This is a genomic window from Streptomyces sp. NPDC048197, from assembly GCF_043202395.1.
GTDB lineage: Bacteria > Actinomycetota > Actinomycetes > Streptomycetales > Streptomycetaceae > Streptomyces > Streptomyces siderophoricus.
The window spans coordinates 155580-175099 of sequence record NZ_JBIDAJ010000001.1 but is presented as its reverse complement, the minus strand read 5'-3'; the positions used below and the strand labels follow the sequence as shown (position 1 = coordinate 175099).

Annotated in this window: 13 protein-coding genes; 10 read left to right on the top strand and 3 right to left on the bottom strand. The window is 72.2% G+C overall.

What is annotated here, in order from left to right; genetic code table 11:
- Nucleotides 1–175 precede the first annotated feature (175 nt).
- Nucleotides 176–2542 (bottom strand): DEAD/DEAH box helicase, encoded by a 2367-nt coding sequence (locus ACGF4C_RS00840; RefSeq protein ID WP_393562192.1) that lies wholly within the window; start codon nt 2540–2542, stop codon nt 176–178.
- Between the two features lie 161 nt (nt 2543–2703).
- Here ACGF4C_RS00840 and bldG point away from each other — a divergent pair, with 161 nt between their 5' ends.
- The 7 genes from bldG (at nt 2704) to ACGF4C_RS00805 (ending at nt 9997) form a co-directional block, all read left to right on the top strand.
- On the top strand, nt 2704–3045 hold the full coding sequence (gene bldG / locus ACGF4C_RS00835; RefSeq protein ID WP_030412609.1) for an anti-sigma factor antagonist BldG: 342 nt from the start codon (nt 2704–2706) through the stop codon (nt 3043–3045).
- Nucleotides 3046–3154: 109 nt separating this feature from the next.
- Nucleotides 3155–3598, top strand: coding sequence for an ATP-binding protein (locus ACGF4C_RS00830; RefSeq protein ID WP_030412610.1), 444 nt, complete (start codon nt 3155–3157; stop codon nt 3596–3598).
- A 645-nt stretch (nt 3599–4243) separates the two neighbouring features.
- Nucleotides 4244–6652, top strand: a complete 2409-nt coding sequence (locus ACGF4C_RS00825; protein WP_393562190.1) for a sodium-translocating pyrophosphatase — start codon at nt 4244–4246, stop codon at nt 6650–6652.
- Nucleotides 6653–6869: 217 nt separating this feature from the next.
- Nucleotides 6870–7475 (top strand): small secreted protein, encoded by a 606-nt coding sequence (locus ACGF4C_RS00820; protein WP_393562189.1) that lies wholly within the window; start codon nt 6870–6872, stop codon nt 7473–7475.
- 99 nt (nt 7476–7574) lie between these two features.
- Entirely contained in the window at nt 7575–9125 is a 1551-nt protein-coding gene (locus tag ACGF4C_RS00815; protein WP_393562187.1) for a methyltransferase, read from the top strand.
- Nucleotides 9126–9238: 113 nt separating this feature from the next.
- Complete coding sequence (locus tag ACGF4C_RS00810) at nt 9239–9436, top strand: hypothetical protein (protein WP_393562185.1); 198 nt, start codon at nt 9239–9241, stop codon at nt 9434–9436.
- Between the two features lie 156 nt (nt 9437–9592).
- Nucleotides 9593–9997, top strand: a complete 405-nt coding sequence (locus ACGF4C_RS00805) for a hypothetical protein (RefSeq protein ID WP_393562183.1) — start codon at nt 9593–9595, stop codon at nt 9995–9997.
- Nucleotides 9998–10050: 53 nt separating this feature from the next.
- Here ACGF4C_RS00805 and ACGF4C_RS00800 read toward each other — a convergent pair whose 3' ends face one another.
- Both ACGF4C_RS00800 and ACGF4C_RS00795 read right to left on the bottom strand, forming a co-directional pair.
- Nucleotides 10051–10476 carry a DUF2752 domain-containing protein gene (locus tag ACGF4C_RS00800; protein ID WP_393562181.1) on the bottom strand — a complete coding sequence of 142 codons (426 nt, stop codon included), beginning with the start codon at nt 10474–10476 and terminating at the stop codon, nt 10051–10053.
- Nucleotides 10473–11072, bottom strand: a complete 600-nt coding sequence (locus ACGF4C_RS00795) for a hypothetical protein (protein ID WP_362137218.1) — start codon at nt 11070–11072, stop codon at nt 10473–10475. The genes ACGF4C_RS00800 and ACGF4C_RS00795 overlap by 4 nt, the downstream gene beginning before the upstream one ends.
- A 442-nt stretch (nt 11073–11514) precedes the next feature.
- Here ACGF4C_RS00795 and topA point away from each other — a divergent pair, with 442 nt between their 5' ends.
- The 3 genes from topA to ACGF4C_RS00780 all read left to right on the top strand — a co-directional run bounded on the left by topA (nt 11515) and on the right by ACGF4C_RS00780 (nt 19467).
- A complete protein-coding gene (gene topA, locus ACGF4C_RS00790) occupies nt 11515–14352 on the top strand; it encodes a type I DNA topoisomerase (RefSeq protein ID WP_393562179.1) in 2838 nt (945 codons plus the stop codon).
- 149 nt (nt 14353–14501) lie between these two features.
- Nucleotides 14502–17915, top strand: a complete 3414-nt coding sequence (gene tmk, locus ACGF4C_RS00785; RefSeq protein ID WP_393562177.1) for a dTMP kinase — start codon at nt 14502–14504, stop codon at nt 17913–17915.
- A gap of 298 nt (nt 17916–18213) precedes the next feature.
- Nucleotides 18214–19467, top strand: a complete 1254-nt coding sequence (locus tag ACGF4C_RS00780) for a DNA polymerase III subunit delta' (RefSeq protein WP_393562176.1) — start codon at nt 18214–18216, stop codon at nt 19465–19467.
- Nucleotides 19468–19520 lie beyond the last annotated feature (53 nt).

The following is a 19520-nucleotide window of genomic DNA, read 5'->3' as shown; positions in this document are numbered from 1 at the left end:
CGGGCTCCAGGTACGGCGGCGCAGCCGAGCACGTGGGAGGGGCCCCAGGCGCATTGGCGAGCAACAGGCACGGCGCCGCAGTCGACCACGTGGGAAGGTCCGCCAAGCGCAACGGCGAGCAACCACCACGGCGCCGCACCCGAGTACGTGGGCCCGCCGCCCCCCCCGCGCGGGCTCAGGCGGAGTTTTTCGGGGCGCCGCGGAGGAGTTCGCCGAGGAGGCGGATGGCGCCGCGTTTGTGGAGGGGGTCGTTGCCGTTGCCGCATTTGGGGGACTGGATGCAGGACGGGCAGCCGGCCTCGCACTCGCAGGAGGCGATCGCGCTGCGGGTGGCGGTGAGCCAGTCGGCGGCCGTGTGGAAGGCGCGTTCGGCGAAGCCCGCGCCGCCCGGGTGGCCGTCGTAGACGAACACGGTCGGCAGCAGGGTGTCCGGGTGCAGCGGGACGGACACTCCGCCGATGTCCCAGCGGTCGCAGGTGGCGAAGAGCGGCAGCATGCCGATGGAGGCGTGCTCCGCGGCGTGCAGCGCGCCGCCGAGCTGCCGGGGGCCGACGCGGGCGGCGTCGAGCTGGTCCTCGGTGACCGTCCACCACACCGCGCGGGTGCGCAGCGTACGCGGCGGCAGATCGAGCTTGGTCTCGCCCAGGACCTCGCCGGTGATGAGCTTGCGGCGCAGGTAGGACACGACCTGGTTGGTGACCTCCACGGAGCCGAAGCACAGCCTGGCGTCTCCCCAGGGGACCTCGGTGTCGGTCTCCAGGATGGAGATGGCCGTGGTGTCGCGGGCCGTCGTGGAGTACGGCGGGCTGGCCTCCTCGACGAGCGCGACGTCGTCGTCCAGGTCGAGGTGGCGCACGAGGTACGTACGGCCCTGGTGGAGGTGGACCGCGCCGTCGTGCACGGTGGTGTGCGCGGCGCCGGCGTCCACGGTGCCCAGCAGCCGCCCGGTGCCGGCTTCCACGACCTGCACCGGCGCACCGCCCTGGCCGCGGATGTCGGTGAGGTCGGCGGCCCGTTCGCGGCGCGTCCAGTGCCAGGCGGTGGCCCGCCGCCGCAGCAGGGCCGCGGCCTCCAGCTGCGGCATCAGCCCTGCGGCCGCGGGCCCGAAGAGCGGGAAGTCGGCCTCGGTGAGCGGGAGTTCGGCGGCGGCGGCGCACAGGTGCGGGGCGAGCACATAGGGGTTGTCGGGGTCGAGGACGGTCGACTCGACCGGCTGGTCGAAGAGCGCCTCGGGGTGGTGGACGAGATAGGTGTCCAGCGGGTCGTCACGGGCCACGAGCACCGCCAGGGCGCCCTGCCCGGCCCGTCCGGCCCGTCCGGCCTGCTGCCACAGGGACGCGCGGGTCCCCGGATAGCCGGCGATGACCACGGCGTCCAGACCGGAGACGTCCACGCCCAGCTCCAGCGCCGTGGTGGCGGCCAGGCCGAGGAGCGCGCCGCTGTGCAGGGCGCGTTCCAGGGCGCGGCGCTCCTCGGGCAGGTAGCCGCCCCGATAGGCGGCGATCCGCGCGGGCAGCGAGCGGTCCACCTCCGCGAGCCGTTCCTGGGCGATCAGCGCGATCAGTTCCGCGCCGCGCCGGGAGCGTACGAAGGCGACCGTGCGCACGCCCTGGACGGCGAGGTCGGTGAGCAGATCGGCGGTCTCGGCGGTGGCCGTGCGGCGCACCGGGGCGCCCTGTTCCCCGTGCAGCTCGGTCAGCGGTGGCTCCCAGAGCGCGAAGACCAACTCGCCGCGCGGCGAGGTGTCCTCGGTGATCTCCACCACGGGCAGCCCGGTGAGCCGGGTCGCGGCCCGGGCCGGCTCGGCGGACGTGGCGGAGGCGAGCAGGAAGACCGGCTCCGAGCCGTAACGGGCGCAGACCCTGCGCAGCCGGCGGAGGACCTGAGCGACGTGCGAGCCGAACACACCGCGGTAGGTGTGGCACTCGTCGATGACCACATAGCGCAGCGCGCGCAGGAAGGAGGACCACCGGGGATGGGACGGCAGGATGCCGCGGTGCAGCATGTCGGGGTTGGTCAGCACGTAGTTCGCGTACTGGCGGACCCACTCGCGCTCCTCGACAGGGGTGTCGCCGTCGTAGACCGCCGGCCGGACGGCGTTGCCCAGCGGGGCGGCCAGCTCCCGCACGGCGCGCCGCTGATCGGCGGCCAGTGCCTTCGTCGGGGCCAGATACAGCGCCGTGGTGCCCCTGCCGTTGGGCGCCTCCGCACCGTCCAGGAGCGTGGAGAGGACCGGCGCCAGATATGCCAGGGACTTGCCCGAGGCGGTGCCGGTGGCCACCACGACCGACTCGCCGCGCAATGCGTGTTCGGACGTCCGTGCCTGGTGGGCCCAGGGACGCTCGATTCCGGACGAACGGATCGCATCGATCACTTCGGGCCGGATCCGATCGGGCCAGTCGGTGTGGCTCCCGATGCGCGGGGGCAAGTGCTCCGTATGAGTGATGCGCGCAGCGCGGGTCGCGCCCCGGGCGAGACGTTCGAGAATCATGCCTGGGGAAGGGCGCGCGCCCGCATCCGGCGGGAGTCGATTGGAGGCCATCGGCACCGAGTGTGTCACCGGAGTGACGGACAATGCTCAAAGGGCGTCGTGCACGCCTGCTGGTAAGTGATTGAATGCCATCGCGGCTGCCAGATCCGCCCCTACTTCGGTGGGGAGGCCCCAGGGGGGCGACCGCTCGATAGCAAGGTGCTGGAGGATCCGTGGACCTGTCCCTGTCGACCCGGACCGTTGGCGACCGTACGGTCGTCGAGGTCGGTGGCGAGATTGATGTATACACCGCGCCCAAGCTGCGTGAGCAGCTGGTCGAGCTTGTGAACGACGGAAGCTACCACCTCGTGGTGGACATGGAACGTGTCGACTTCCTCGACTCCACTGGGCTCGGCGTCCTGGTCGGCGGACTCAAGCGGGTGCGCGCCCATGAGGGCTCGCTGCGCCTGGTCTGCAACCAGGAGCGCATTCTCAAGATCTTCCGTATCACCGGTCTGACCAAGGTGTTCCCGATTCACACCTCGGTCGAGGAAGCCGTCGCAGCCACTGACTGACGGCTTGCCGGGCCCCCGCGCCGGCAGGCGCGGGGGAAGGAAGGAGTGGGGGGTACCGGACGGGTGTCCGGCCCCCTGCGTCGCACGCCCGCATATCGAGGGGGATGGCATGGCCACCGTCGAACTCCGTTTCAGCGCCCTTCCCGAGCATGTCCGCACCGCGCGACTGGTCGCGGCTGCCGTGGCACGGCGGGCCGGGGTGGACGAGGCCGTCCTGGACGAGGTGCGGCTCGCGGTCGGCGAGGCCTGCAGCCGGGCCGTGGGGCTGCACGAGAGCCATGACATCGAGTCGCCGGTGCGGGTGCTGCTGATCGAGGACGAGAAGAAGTTCTCGATCGAGGTCGGCGACGGCGTGCCCGGCGGGCCTACCGCGGCGGGTGCCCGGGGTGCCGGCGAGGCCGAGGGCGCCGCGGAGAGCGACGCCGAGGGCGAGGACGAGATGGGCCTCGCGGTCATCAGCGGGCTGGTCGACGACGTCGAAGTGACTGCCGGTGAAGAGGGCGGCATGATCCGCATGAGCTGGCCCACGACGACGGCGGCAACCATCTCGTAGCCGGCTCGTAGCCCGTACGGACGGCTGCCCTGCCGCAGCCCGTACCCGCTCGTACCTGTGCCTGTACCTGGCCTATGCCTGTGCCCGTACTCGTACCTAGCGTCTGTACGCCTTCTGGCATGCCCCTGTCCTTGCCGCTGCCGCTGCCTCCGCTCTGCGCGGGGGCCACGGCGGTCCGCCCCCTCGCTCCCCATGCGTTGCCCCCATGCGTTGCGATCCGGACTCGATCTGACGGGTCCTCATGGGTCGGGATGAGCCCTCACGGTCCCTCAGAGGGGCGTTTGTGGGCGGTGGGTCACCCGTTCGGCCGCGGCCGGGCGGCTCAATTCTCTCCGGGGTCCCCTGTGCCTCATTCGGCCCAGCCGCCGGGGGCGGTGTCCGTGAGCAGCGGCGATCAATGCGTGATCAAGCGGCGATCGGTACGACGAAGAGATCATCTGCCGACGGTCAGTGAATTCGGTGCATTCCTTCGTCCGGGCGAATTCCGGGCGCCTTCTGCCTTTTGATCTTCGCGACTACCGGCGAATTCCCTTTGAGGCGCCCTGTTTTGATCAACCGGGGCTCCCTACAATCCGTCCACATCTCTTGCTCAGGACGCCTGAGCGTGCTTCCGCGCGCCCATGTGCCAAACGTCAAGGAGGACGAATGGCGGGGCCTTACACCCCTCAGTTGCTTGACACCCCCTCTTTTCTGGCCGGGCCGTCACTGACCGCGGGCAACCGCGGCATCGTGCTGGTGATCGCCGCAGTGGCGCTGGCGGCGCTGGCCGTCGCGGCGGTGCTGGTCCGCCAAGTGCTTGCGGCCGGCGAGGGAACCGACAGTATGAAGAAGATCGCGGCGGCGGTGCAGGAAGGCGCAAATGCCTACCTGGCACGGCAGTTGCGGACCCTCGGCGTATTCGCGGTCGTGGTGTTCTTCCTGCTCATGCTGCTGCCCGCGGATAACTGGTCGCAGCGCGCCGGACGCAGTGCCTTCTTCTTGATCGGCGCGGCATTCTCGGCGGCCACCGGCTATATCGGCATGTGGCTCGCGGTGCGCAGCAATGTGCGTGTGGCGGCGGCCGCCCGGGAGGCCACTCCGGCCGAGGGCGAATCCCGGGAAAAGGATCTTACGGCGGTATCCCACAAGGCGATGAAGATCGCTTTCCGTACCGGTGGCGTGGTCGGCATGTTCACCGTGGGACTCGGTCTGCTCGGTGCGTCCTGTGTGGTCCTCGTCTACGCGGTCGACGCGCCCAAGGTGCTGGAGGGCTTCGGTCTCGGTGCCGCGCTGATCGCGATGTTCATGAGGGTCGGCGGCGGCATCTTCACCAAGGCCGCCGACGTCGGCGCCGACCTCGTCGGCAAGGTCGAGAAGGGCATCCCCGAGGACGACCCGCGCAACGCCGCGACCATCGCGGACAACGTCGGCGACAACGTCGGTGACTGCGCCGGTATGGCCGCCGACCTCTTCGAGTCGTACGCCGTGACCCTGGTCGCCGCCCTCATCCTGGGCACCGCGGCCTTCGGCGACGCGGGCCTGGCCTTCCCGCTGCTGGTGCCGGCCATCGGCGTGATCACCGCGATGATCGGCATCTTCGTCGTCGCGCCGCGACGCCGGGACCGCAGCGGCATGACCGCCATCAACCGCGGCTTCTTCGTCTCCGCGGGCATCTCGCTGGTCCTGGTGGCCGCCGCGGTCTTCACCTACCTGCCGTCCAGCTACCGCGACCTGACCGGCGTCAGCGACCCCGTGGTCCTGGGCCACAGCGGTGACCCGCGGATGCTGGCCCTGGTCGCGGTCGCCGTCGGCATCGTGCTCGCCGCGCTGATCCAGCAGCTGACCGGATACTTCACCGAGACCACCCGGCGGCCCGTACGGGACATCGGCAAGACCTCGCTGACCGGACCGGCCACCGTCGTCCTCTCCGGCATCTCGGTCGGCCTGGAATCGGCCGTCTACTCGGCGGTGCTGATCGGTCTGGCCGTCTACGGGGCGTTCCTGCTGGGCGGTGCGTCCATCACCCTGGCGCTGTTCGCGGTGGCGCTGGCCGGCACCGGCCTGCTGACCACCGTCGGCGTGATCGTGGCCATGGACACCTTCGGACCGGTCTCCGACAACGCGCAGGGCATCGCCGAGATGTCCGGCGACGTCTCCGGGGACGGCGCGCAGGTGCTGACCGACCTGGACGCGGTCGGCAACACGACCAAGGCCATCACCAAGGGCATCGCCATCGCGACCGCCGTACTGGCCGCCTCCGCGCTCTTCGGCTCCTACCGGGACGCGATCGCCACCGCCGTACGCAACATCGGCCATGCCGCCGGCGGCATGGGGCTCAGCCTGGACATCTCGCAGCCCAACAACCTGGTCGGGCTGGTCCTCGGCGCCTCGGTCGTCTTCCTGTTCTCCGGGCTGGCGATCAACGCCGTGTCCCGGTCGGCGGGAGCGGTGGTCTTCGAGGTGCGCCGGCAGTTCCGGGAGAAGCCCGGGATCATGGACTACACCCAGACGCCCGAGTACGGGCGGGTGGTCGACATCTGCACCAAGGACGCGCTGCGCGAGCTGGCCACGCCGGGCCTGCTGGCGGTGCTCACCCCGATCGCGGTCGGCTTCTCGCTGGGCGTCGGGGCGCTGGGCTCGTTCCTGGCCGGGGCGATCGGCACCGGCACCTTGATGGCGGTCTTCCTCGCCAACTCCGGTGGCGCCTGGGACAACGCCAAGAAGCTGGTCGAGGACGGCCACCACGGCGGCAAGGGCAGCGAGGCACACGCCGCCACCGTCATCGGTGACACCGTCGGCGACCCGTTCAAGGACACCGCCGGACCGGCGATCAACCCGCTGCTGAAGGTGATGAACCTGGTGGCCCTGCTGATCGCGCCCGCCGTGGTGAAGTTCTCGTACGGCGAGGACAAGAACATCGGCATCCGGATCGCGGCGGCCGTATTGGCGCTCGTCGTCATCATCGGTGCCGTGTACATCTCCAAGCGGCGCGGGATCGCCGTGGGTGACGAACACAACAACTCCGAGGAGCCCGACGGCGTCGCCAAGTCGGCCGAGACGGCGGTGGCGTCCTAACCGGAACCGACCGTCGGAAGGCTCGCGGACCGCTCAACTGGGCGGGTGGACGGCGCATGTTGCAGGCGCCGGCCACCCGCCCTCGGTCTGCCCGGGTGGCCCTGCGCTCCTTGGTGCAAATGGCTGCAATGAGAGCCGGACCGGATGCCCGACCCGGGAACCAGGCCGTTCGGACGTGTATGTTCCGGGGCCGAGAGCCATGGAAGGGACCAATCCGGTGAACAAGAAGCTTGTGGCTGCACTGTCCGGCGGAGCGGCACTGATGCTCGCGCTGACCGGCTGCAGCGAGGACAACGGAAAGAAGCTCAACGACTGGGCGAAGAGTTTCTGCGACCCCGCGCAGACTCCGTTCAAGCAGATCCAGGACGCCAACGCCGCCATGCAGACGGCCGACAACGGCAGCACGGACTCCAAGAAGGTCCAGCAGACCGACTCGGCGGCCTTCCAGAAGATTTCCCAGGCGTACGCCTCGCTGGCCAAGTCCCTGCAGCAGGCCGGGCCGCCGCCCACCGACCAGGGCAAGCAGGCGCAGGAGAACGCGGTCAAGGAACTCAACTCGCTGTCCAAGGGCTACGCGGACCTGCAGAAGCAGGTCAACAACCTCGACACCTCGAACAAGCTCAAGTTCGCCGACGGGCTGCGCGACCTGTCCAACGGCATCAACAAGCTCAACAAGCAGAGCGAGGCCGCCTTCAAGAACCTGGAGGCCGGTGACGTCGGCGCCGCGATGGCGAAGCAGAAGGGCTGCCAGAACCAGGCCGCGTCCGGTTCCCCGGTGGCCACGCCGTCCAAGGCGGCGCCCACGCCCTCCAAGAAGTCGTAACGCCTCCGCGGGGCCTCTTGCCGGCCCGGCGACGCGCCCGGGAAGGGCGTGCCGCCGGGCCGGTGCCGATTGTCAGTGGCAGCACGGACAATGGTCGGTGTGAGTACGCACCTCCCCACCGCTGATGTCCAGGACCCCGAGAGCAACGCCCGCACCGCCCGGCTGCGCGAGGCGCTGCTGACCGCCGCCTTCACCGCCGACGGGCTGCTGGAGCTGCTGGGCGCCCCCGCCTACGCCGCGCTGGCGCGCAACGAGACCGTCCCCGCGCTGCGCGCGACCCGCGGCGACAGCACGCTTGCGACCCTGGTGCGGCTGTTCCTGCTGCAGCGGCCGGTGGAACTGGGCCGGGCGCGGGCGGCCCTGCCGGTCGAGGACTGCCTCGCCGACGGCTGGGTGGTGCAGGACGGCGACACCCTGCGCGCCACGGTGGACGTCCGTCCGTACGGCGGCCCCGAGGGACAGGACTGGTGGATCGTCTCCGACCTGGGCTGTGCGGTCGGCGGCGCCGGCGGCATCCGGGGCGCCGGGGAGAGCGAGCGCGCGGCGCTGGTGCTCGGTGTGGGCGGCGCGTCCACCACCCTCGCCGGGATCACCGTGCGCCGGCCGGTCGCCAAGGCGCTCGACCTCGGGACCGGCTCCGGCATCCAGGCGCTGCACGCCGCCCGGCACGCCACCCGGGTCACCGCCACCGACCTCAACCCCCGCGCCCTGCGGATCACCGCGCTGACGCTGGCGCTCTCCGGCGCGGGCGCGGCGGACCTCAGGGAGGGCTCGCTGTTCGAGCCGGTCGGGGACGAGACGTACGACCTGATCGTGTCGAACCCGCCGTTCGTGATCTCGCCCCTCGGGCCGGACGGCGCCCGGCTGACGTACCGGGACGGCGGCATGGGCGGCGACGACCTGTGCCGGACCCTCGTCCAGCAGTCCGCCGCGTACCTCAACTACGGCGGGTACTGCCAGCTGCTCGCCAACTGGCAGCACGTCGAGGGCGAGGAGTGGCACGACCGGCTGCGCTCCTGGGTGCCGCGCGGCTGTGACGCCTGGATCGTGCAGCGCGAGGTGCAGGACGTCACGCAGTACGCCGAGCTGTGGCTGCGGGACGCCGGTGACCACCGCGCCGGTGACGAGGAGTACGCCGCGCGGTACGACGCCTGGCTGGAGGAGTTCGCGGCCCGGAGGACCAAGGCCGTCGGCTTCGGCTGGATCACGCTGCGCAAATCCGGGTCCGACGCCCCGTCCGTCACGGTCGAGGAATGGCCGCATCCGGTCGAACAGCCGCTGGGGGACGCGGTCGTGGCCCACTTCGAGCGCCAGGACTATCTGCGCTCCACGGACGATGCCGCGCTGCTGGCCGGGCGCTTCCGGCTCGCCGACGGTGTCGTCCAGGAGCAGGTCGGGCTGCCGGGGGCCGAGGACCCGGAGCATGTGGTGCTCCGTCAGAACCGCGGTATGCGGCGGGCGACGAAGGTGGACACCGTCGGTGCGGGCTTCGCCGGTGTGTGTGACGGCACGCTGCCCGCCGGACGGATCCTGGACGCCATCGCCCAACTCGTCGGCGAGGACCCGGTGCTGCTGCGGGACCGTACGCCCGCCTCGATCCGGATGCTGGTCGAGCAGGGCTTCCTGGAGCCGGTGGCGGAGGAGGAGTGAGGGGGAGTAAGGGGAGTAGGCGGAGTAGGGGGAGCAGAGGGGGCGGTGAGGAGGGCGGGCGGCGTTCATCCGGTGTTCGCCGGGACGCCGCCCCGGGGTGCGACGCTGCGCGCATGGAGAGTGGACCCGAGGCATTCGCCGGTGTGGCGTTCGCGCTGTTCGGTGCCGGACTGCTGGTGTGGACGGGGGCGTGTGCCCGGAGCGGTACACCGGTCGCCGAGGGGGTCAGCCGGCCGGTCGCCGCGGTCACCGCACTGCTCGCGGGGGTGCTGTTCCTGATCACCGGGGCCTGGCTGCTGATGACGCTGTAACCGGTCGGCGGGCGGCGGGGACGCGGTAGTACGTCCAGTTCCAGACAGTTCTGTAACGGATGGCTGATCTGTGACGGTACGTGGAACGTCCGCGGGCCGGGCGTCATGTTCCTCGGTGAAGGTCACCAACGGCCACACCGACAGTGAGGAACTCCCATGAACCGCGCACTTCGCTACGCCACCGTCGGCGCCATCGCCGTCTCCCTGCTCGCCGGGGGTTCGGCCGCCGCCTTCGCCGCGCCGCAGGACCTCCACGCCGCCCAGCCGGTCGTGGCCACCGCCCCGGCCGCCGCGTCGCTGACCGCGAAGGCCAGCGTGAACTCCGTCAAGGCCTGGCAGGAGTTCCGGATCTCCGGGACCGCCAAGGGCATCACGGCGGGCACCAAGGTCACCGTCCAGCAGAAGCAGGGCACGAAGTGGGTCTCGCTGCCCGCGCAGACCCCGGTGGCCAAGAGCGGTGCCTACTCGGTGCGGGTCAAGCTCGGCATCAAGGGCGCCAACCAGCTCCGGATGGCCGCGGGCAAGACCGTCTCGCCGGTGGTCTCCGTCACCGTCCGCTGACCCGCTGACCCACCCGCTGGTCTCCGTCCCCGTGGGCTGAGGCTGCCGGGGTGTCAGCCGACGAGATTGCGGACGAGCATCCACACCGCGGCAATGCCGAACACCACGGCATTGTCGCGGCCCGTCAGCTGCAGCCGGTACGCGCGGCCGCGCAGCCCCAGGACCAGCCAGCGCAGCAGGACGTACGCAATCGCCGGCACGCCCAGGACGAGCAGCACCGCGTTGTCGTGGAAGGCCCGCACCACGTCGCCGTGCAGCAGGTCGTACGCCATCCGGGTACCGCCGCACGCCGGGCACAGCACCCCGGTCAGCAGCCGGAACGGGCAGGGGATCAGCACCTGTCCGGGCTGGTGCGGGTTCGTGTGCCAGAGGTAGGCGGCGGCCGCCGCACCGGCGGCGAGGGCGAGCGACGCCCGCCGGACGGTGCGGCTCCGGATCGCCGCCCCGGAGGGCGGCCCGGCCTGTTCTGCGTCGCTCACACGCTCAGCGACCGTGCGTAGTTGACCTGGTTGAGTACGAACATGACCTGCTCGCGGGACTGCACCGGAACCATCGTGGAGTGGTGCCGGCCCCCGCTGGCCACCGTGACCTGCACGAAGCCGGTCGTCGTCCGCTCCTTCATCAGCAGGAAGAGCAGACCCAGCAGACAGAAGAAGAAAAAGATGATGGCGAGCACGACCGCGTGCGTCGGCATCTTCTCCTCGGTCCGCGACATGTCCGTCGCGGTCCACACGGCGCCCTTGAGCGGCATCACCCCCGTAGGCGTCGTGATCGTGTCGCCGCTCACCGCGATGTCCCCGAGCGACAGCGCCATCCCGCCGGGCTGCGGACCGGCCTGGAAGGCGCCGGGACCGGGCGGCGGGGGGCCGGCCGGAGCGCCGGCGGGCGGGAAACCGGGCGGCGGGGGCGTCGAGCCGGGCTGCGGATAGCCGTACCCGGGCTCGCCGGGGCGGCCGCCCTGCGGATAGCCGTAGGCGGAGTCGGCCGGGCCGGGCGGTGTGGCGTACGGATTCTGGCCGGGCTGAGCGGGCTGGCCGGGCTGCTCCGGTGGCGGTCCGGGGTACTGGTTCGCCATGGGTGAGATTCCCCCCGAGGGTATGCGTGACGACGGCGGTAACCGGCCCGAGCGGTGGGCCGTGCCGTGTCCATCCTGCGCCCATCCTGCCAGCCCGCTCACCTGTCGTACCAAGACAGTGACGGGATCCGGGGCCGCCTTGTGACAGTCGCCGCGGCGGGGGCGCGGCTCGCGAATCCGGATCATGCGCGGGCCTCCGGGCGGAGCCTCCGGGCCGTCATGATCCAGATGGCGCGTGCCGGACCCGTGGCGACCGGCTGAGGTGGTCCAGGCGGCATGAAGGCATGTAGTCGGGTTACCGTTCGAGTGGCGTTGCGGGGTTTTTCCGTTTGACACGGGGGCGGGAGGTACCGTCACACTCCGCAGCGTCAAGCGTCACCGCAGTGCGCCCCCGCATCCGGCCGGGGGGCATTTTCCGCGTCGACCGGAGAGAAGAGCGAAGTTGTCCCCGACCAGCGAAGCCACGAAGGGCGGCGGCCGCCGACTTGTCATCGTCGAGTCGCCTGCCAAGGCGAAGACGATCAAGGGCTACCTCGGCCCGGGCTATGTGGTCGAGGCCAGCGTGGGGCACATCCGTGACCTGCCCAACGGCGCGGCGGAGGTCCCGGCGAAGTACAAGGGCGAGCCCTGGGCCCGGCTCGGGGTGAACGTCGACGCCGATTTCCAGCCCATCTATGTGGTGAACAGTGACAAGAAGGACCAGGTCAAGAAGCTCAAGGAGCTGCTGGCCGAATCCGACGAGCTCTACCTCGCCACCGATGAGGACCGCGAGGGCGAGGCCATCGCCTGGCACCTCCAGGAGATCCTCAAGCCCAAGGTCCCGGTCCACCGGATGGTGTTCCACGAGATCACCAAGGACGCGATCCGCGAGGCCGTCGCCAATCCGCGCGATCTGAACCAGAAGCTGGTCGACGCCCAGGAGACCCGCCGGATCCTCGACCGCCTCTACGGCTACGAGGTCTCGCCGGTCCTGTGGAAGAAGGTCATGCCGCGGCTGTCGGCCGGCCGGGTGCAGTCCGTGGCGACCCGTCTCGTCGTCGAGCGGGAGCGCGAGCGCATCGCCTTCCGCTCCGCCGAGTACTGGGACCTGACCGGCACCTTCTCCACCGGGCGGGCCGGCGACGCGAGCGACCCCTCGACGCTGACCGCCCGCCTGAACTCCGTCGACGGCCGCCGCGTCGCGCAGGGCCGCGACTTCGGCCCCAACGGACAGCTCAAGAACAACGACGTGCTCCACCTGGACGAGGCGAACGCCCGCGCGCTCGCCGCCGCCCTGGAGAACACCGACTTCTCGGTGCGTTCGGTGGAGTCCAAGCCGTACCGGCGCTCCCCGTACGCGCCGTTCCGGACCACCACCCTCCAGCAGGAGGCCAGCCGCAAGCTCGGCTTCGGCGCCAAGGCGACGATGCAGGTGGCGCAGAAGCTGTACGAGAACGGCTTCATCACCTATATGCGTACGGACTCCACCACGCTGAGCGACACCGCCGTGGCGGCCGCCCGCGCCCAGGTGACGCAGCTGTACGGCGCCGGCTACCTGCCGGACAAGCCGCGCACGTACGCCGGCAAGGTCAAGAACGCGCAGGAGGCGCACGAGGCGATCCGCCCCTCCGGCGACCGCTTCCGCACGCCCGCCGAGACCGGGCTGACCGGCGACCAGTTCCGCCTCTACGAGCTGATCTGGAAGCGGACCGTCGCCTCCCAGATGAAGGACGCGACCGGTAACTCCGTCACCGTCAAGATCGGCGGTACCTCTGCCGACGGCCGGGACGCCGAGTTCAGCGCGTCCGGCAAGACCATCACCTTCCACGGCTTCCTCAAGGCCTACGTGGAGGGTGCCGACGACCCGAACGCCGAGCTGGACGACCGCGAGCGCCGGCTGCCGCAGGTCGCCGAGGGCGACGCGCTGACCGTCCGGGAGATCACCGCCGACGGGCACGCCACCAAGCCGCCCGCCCGCTACACCGAGGCCACCCTGGTCAAGGAGCTGGAGGAGCGGGAGATCGGCCGCCCGTCGACGTACGCGTCGATCATCGGCACCATCCTGGACCGCGGCTACGTCTTCAAGAAGGGCACCGCGCTCGTCCCCTCCTTCCTCTCCTTCGCGGTCGTCAACCTCCTGGAGAAGCACTTCGGCCGGCTGGTCGACTACGACTTCACCGCCAAGATGGAGGACGACCTCGACCGCATCGCCCGTGGTGAGGCGCAGGCCGTGCCGTGGCTGCGGCGCTTCTACTTCGGCGAGGGCGAGGACGCGAGTGCGGTGGGTGCCGCATCCGACGCCGGCAACGGCGACGGCGACCACCTCGGCGGGCTGAAGGAACTGGTCACGGACCTCGGCGCGATCGACGCCCGGGAGATCTCGTCCTTCCCGGTCGGCGAGGGCATCGTGCTGCGGGTCGGCCGCTACGGCCCGTACGTCGAGCGCGGCGAGAAGGACAGCGAGGGCCACCAGCGCGCCGACGTCCCCGACGACCTCGCGCCCGACGAGCTGACCGTGGCGTACGCGGAGGAGCTGCTCGCCAAGCCGAGCGGCGACTTCGAGCTGGGCATGGACCCGGAGAGCGGCCACCAGATCGTCGCCAAGGACGGCCGCTACGGCCCGTACGTCACCGAGGTCCTGCCCGAGGGCACCCCGAAGACCGGCAAGAACGCGGTCAAGCCGCGCACCGCCTCGCTCTTCAAGTCGATGTCGCTGGACACCGTGACGCTGGCGGACGCCCTCAAGCTGATGTCGCTGCCGCGCGTCGTCGGCAAGGACCCCGAGGGCGTGGAGATCACCGCGCAGAACGGCCGCTACGGCCCGTACCTGAAGAAGGGCACCGACTCGCGCTCCCTGGAGAGCGAGGAGCAGCTCTTCACCATCACCCTCGAACAGGCGCTGGCGATCTACGCCCAGCCCAAGCAGCGCGGGCGGGCCGCCGCCAAGCCGCCGCTGAAGGAACTGGGCACGGACCCGGTCAGCGGCAAGCCGGTGGTGGTCAAGGACGGCCGGTTCGGTGCGTATGTGACCGACGGCGAGACCAACGCGACGCTGCGGCGGGACGACGACGTCGAGACGATCACGCCCGAGCGCGGCTACGAGCTGCTGGCGGAGAAGCGTGCCAAGGGGCCGGCGAAGAAGAAGACGGCCAAGAAGGCGCCGGCGAAGAAGACGGCCGCCAAGAAGACGACGGCGAAGAAGACCGCGGCCAAGAAGACCACCGCGAAGAAGACGACCGCCAAGAAGGCCACCGCGAAGACCGCGGCGGCCAAGAAGACGGCGGCTTCGGCGGAGGACTGAGGCCGGCACCGGGGCCAGGACCGGGATCGGGGCCTGCGCCCCTGGTGAGGCGTGAGGTGCGGGCGGGCACGACGGACGCGTTCCGTCGTGCCCGCCCGCTTGTTCGGGCGGGCGGTCGACGCTGCGCGCCCTCCCGATAGGCTGGCGGGATGACGCGTGCCGAGCAGCCAACGGTCGTGACCCCCACTTCTGGCGCCCTAGCGGCGGATTCCCGCGAGCGCGCCGTGCGAGCCCTGCTGCGCTTCCCCCCACTGAAGCGGCTGTGGAGCGCCCAGTTCGTCGGGGGCATCGGCGATGCCCTGTCCATGCTTGTCCTGGTGGTACTCGCCCTGCAGGCGGCGTTGTACGTGCCGCTGGGCGGTGAGGCCGTCTTCGGCGGTGGTTATCGCGGTGCCGCCCTCGCCGTCACCGCGGTCTTCGGCGCCCGGATGCTGGCGACGCTGCTCTTCGGAGCCGTCCTCCTGGGCCCGCTGTCCGCGCTCACGGCGCCCTCCGGGCCGCTGGACCGCCGCTGGACGATGATCGGCGCGGACGTGCTGCGGCTCGCGCTGCTGGTCGTCGCCCCCCTCTGGATCGACTGGACGCCCGGCAAGGCCCTGGCCTGGGTGCTGGTCACGGTCTTCGTGACCGGCGTCGCCGAGCGCTTCTGGACCGTCGCCAGGGAGAGCGCGGCGCCCGGCCTGCTGCCCGCGCCGCCCCCCGAGGGCGCCGTCGCGAGGCCGCTGCCGGACAACCTGGACGCCCTGCGCCGCCTCTCGCTGCGCACCACCTTCGTCTCCCTGCCGATCGCGGCCGCCGCCCTGGTGGTCGTCACCCTCATCAGCAAGCTCCTGGGAACCGGCATCGACTGGTTCCACCTCCACCAGGTGGCACTCGCCTCCTACGTGGCGGCCGGCCTGTTCGCCGCCTCCGTGTCCATCCTGTACTTCATCGAACTCCCCGGTGGGCAGACACCGCGGCCGCGCTCCCCCCTGGAGGGGCTGCGCCGCCCGAAGGCCGCGAAGTCGGCCCAGGGCGAGCCGGCCGGCGCCGACAAGGGCCGTACGGGCGCCATTCCGCTGCTGGTCACGGCGTGTGCGGCGGTCGCCGCCGGGATCGCCGCGGCCGTCTCGCTGGCCGTGCTGCACGGCTACGACCTCGCGGGCGGGCCGGCCTCCTTCGCCCTCCTGGTGCTCGCGCTCACCGGCGGTACGGCCGCCGGCATCCGCGGCGCCCACCGGGTGCTGCCCGCGCTCTCCCGGCGCCGGCTGCTCGCCCTCGCGGTGGCCGCCACCGGCGTCGCCCTGCTGGCCATGGGCCTGGTCCCGGACCCGACGACCGTCCTCGTCCTCGCGCTGCTGGCCGGCGTCAGCGCCGGCATCGCCGCCAATACGGGACACGTCCTGCTGGACCAGGAGGCCGAGGAGGCCCGCACCGCCCGTACGACCGAGCACCTGCAGGCCGTCGTACGGCTCGCGATCGCACTGGCCGCCATCGTGGCGCCGCTGCTCGCCGCCCTCATCGGGCCGCACCACCTGGGCAACGACACGTTCGACTTCGCCTACGGGGGCGCCGCCTACACCCTGATGCTCACCGGAGCGCTGCTGCTGCCGGTCGCCGCCTGGGTCCTCGGCAAGGTCGACGACCGGCACGGCGTCCCGCTGCGCCGCGATCTGCGGGAGGCGCTGCGCGGCGGCGACCCGGCGCAGGCACCCGCGCCCACCGGTTTCTTCATCGCCCTCGAAGGCGGCGACGGGGCCGGCAAGTCCACCCAGGTCGAGGCGCTCGCGGAGTGGATCCGCAACAAGGGCCACGAGGTCGTGGTGACCCGCGAACCGGGCGCCACCGCCATCGGCAAGCGACTGCGCTCGATCATCCTGGACGTCGCGACGACCGGGCTGTCCGACCGGGCGGAGGCGCTGATGTTCGCCGCCGACCGCGCCGAACACGTCGACAGCGTCATCCGGCCCGCCCTGGAGCGCGGCGCGGTCGTCATCACCGACCGGTACATCGACTCCTCGGTCGCCTACCAGGGCGCCGGGCGGAACCTCGCCCCCACGGAGATCGCCCGGATCAACCGCTGGGCGACGGACGGCCTGGTCCCGCACCTGACCGTCCTGCTCGACATCTCCCCGGAGACCGCCCGGGAGCGCTTCACCGAGGCGCCCGACCGCCTGGAGTCCGAGCCCGCCGAGTTTCACCAGCGGGTCCGGGCCGGCTTCCTCACCCTGGCCGCCGCCGACCCAGCGCGCTATCTGGTCGTCGACGCCGGACAGGACCCCGAGGCCGTCACCACCGCCGTACGGCACCGCCTCGACCAGGTGCTCCCGCTGTCCGAGGCCGAGGCCAAGGCCCAGGAGGAGGCCCGTAAGGCGGCCGAGGAGGAGGCCCGCCGCCGGGCCGAGGAGGAGGCCGCGCGCAAGGCCGAGGAGGCGCGCCTGGAGCGGGAGCGCCAGGAGCAGCTCGCCAAGCTGCGCGCCGAGGAGGAGGAGCGCAAGCGCCAGGAGGCCGAGCAGGCCAAGGCGCTGGAGGCCGCCCGCCAGGCCGCGGAGGCCCGGCAGCGCGCCGAGGAGGCCCGCCAGGCGGCCGAGGCCGAGCGCCAGCGCCGGGAGGCGGAGGAGCGGGCCCGCCAGGCCGAGCAGGAGCGGCTGCGCAAGCAGCACGAGGAGCAGGCCCGGCTGCGCAAGGAGGCCGAGGAACGCCGCCTGGAGAAGCAGCGCAAGGCCGAGGAGGCCCTGCTCCGCGCCGAGCAGGCCCGGATCGCGGCAGCGGAGGCGGCTGCCGCGGCGGAGGCGAAGGCGGCCGCCGAAGCGGCCGCCGAGGCCGAGGCGGCGGAGGCGCCCACCAAGGAAACGCCGGTGGCGGACCTGCGGAAGCGGCTGGGGGAGGAGCACGGCGACGCCTCGTCGTCCGGGGCGGGAGCGCCGGGGGCCGAGTCCGCCGGTTCGGGAGCGTCCGGTTCCGGTTCGGCGGGTGTCGCCCCGCACGAGCGGACGGAGTCGTTGCCGAGGCCCGAGGCCCGGGGCGGCAATGCGCCCGGCGCGGCGGACGAGACGGCGGTGCTGCCGCCGGTCCGCGACGCCGGCCCCGACGCGGGCTCCGGTGCAGGCCACGATGCGGGCACCGACGCCGAGCAGACGGCCGTCCTGCCGCCCGTACGGGACACCTGGCAGGGTGGTCAGGAGGCCCCGCAGGGCGGTCAGGACGCCTGGCGCCAGGACACCCGGCCGGAGCAGCAGCACGACTGGCACGGACGGAACGACCGGCAGGCGCGGGACACCCGGGGCGAGGACCCCACCGAACGGGTGCCGTCATGGATGTTCCGCAAGGAGACCCCGAACAGCGCCTCCAGCGCGGAGTCGGGCATCGAGCGGACCCGCGAACTCCCGCAGATCGACCCGTCGACGGGCCACCCCTCGGACACCCCGCCGCGCACCCGCCGGCGACCCGAATGGGCGGAAGAGACCCCGCTGGACGATCTGCCGACGCTCGCCGACGAACTGCTCGGGCCGCATGACGACGAGGACGCGGACGACGGTGCGGGCGACGACGGCCGCCGCGGGGGCCGGGGCAGGCGCCGCTAGCCCGGACGGGAGCCGTTGCGAAAGTCGTCGCAGGCGCGGGCCGTGGCCGCAGTGGGAACACTGCGGCCACGGCCTTTTCGCGGCCTTTTCGCGGCCTTCGGTGAGGTCGGGGGCAGCGCCTCCGCGGGGCCGCGCGGGCGCCGTCCGACTGCTCCGGCGCCGGCTTCCGGATTCGTTTGTCAGTGGGTTGCACCACAATGGGTCAGGTCGCGGGCGACGCGCGGACGGCGATCCCGGCCGTGGCGGCGACCTGCGGTCACAGACACGAAGACACCGGAGAAGAGGAACGGCGGCAGCGATGGCGGTGTGGGACGACGTGGTCGGCCAGGAGCGGGTGACGGCTCAGCTGGCCGCTGCCGCGCGGGACGCGGACGCCCTCGTCACCGCCGAGGCCGCGGGCCGGACCGGTGCCCCGCAGGACCGGTCCGGGACGCCGTCCCCGGGCGAGCGGGGCAGTGCCTCCCAGATGACCCACGCCTGGCTGTTCACGGGCCCGCCCGGCTCCGGCCGGGCCACCGCCGCGCGCGCCTTCGCCGCCGCCCTGCAGTGCGTCAGCCCCGACCGCGCCCTCGGCGGCGCCCCCGGCTGCGGCTTCTGCGACGGCTGCCACACCACCCAGGTGGGCACGCACGCCGACGTCGAGATCGTCCGTACGGACCTGCTGTCCATCGGCGTGAAGGAGACCCGCGACCTGGTCCGCCGGTCCTCGCTCTCCCCGGCCGGCGGCCGTTGGCAGGTGATCGTCCTGGAGGACGCCGACCGCCTCACCGAAGGCGCCGGCAACGTCCTCCTCAAGGCCGTCGAGGAGCCCGCGCCCCGTACGGTCTGGCTGCTCTGCGCGCCCTCCATCGAGGACGTCCTCCCCACCATCCGCTCCCGCTGCCGCCACCTCTCCCTGCGGACCCCGCCGGTCGCCGCGGTCGCCGACGTCCTCGTCCGCCGGGACGGCATCGCCCCGGAGGCCGCCGACCGCGCCGCCCGCGCCACCCAGGGCCACATCGGCCGGGCCCGCCGCCTGGCCACCGACGAGCGTGCCCGCGCCCGCCGCGCCGCCGTCCTGAAGCTTCCGCTCCGGATCGACGACATCGGGGGCTGCCTCAAGGCCGCCCAGGAGCTGATCGACGCCGCGGGGGAGGACGCCAAGCAGGTCGCCGAGGAGGTCGACGCCAAGGAGACCGAGGAGCTGCGCGCCGCGCTCGGCGCCGCCGCCGGGACGGGCGGCCGGCTGCCCCGGGGCACCGCCGGGGCCATGAAGGAGCTCCAGGACAAGCAGAAGCGCCGCGCGACCCGCACCCAGCGCGACAGCCTCGACCTGGCCCTGGTCGACCTCACCGGCTTCTACCGCGATGTCCTCGCCCTCCAGATGGGCGCCTCGGTCCCGCTCGCCAACGACGAGGTGCGCGACAGCCTGGAGCGCATCGCCGCCGGTTCCACCCCCCAGCGCACCCTCCGCCGGATAGAAGCGGTGATCGCCTGCCGAGAGGCCCTGGACCGCAACGTCGCGCCCCTCCTGGCGGTCGAGGCCATGACCGCCGCCCTCCGCGCCGGCTGACCACCCGCCCTCACCGCCCCCTCCGTAAAGCCACAGCAGCTCCACCGCCCACC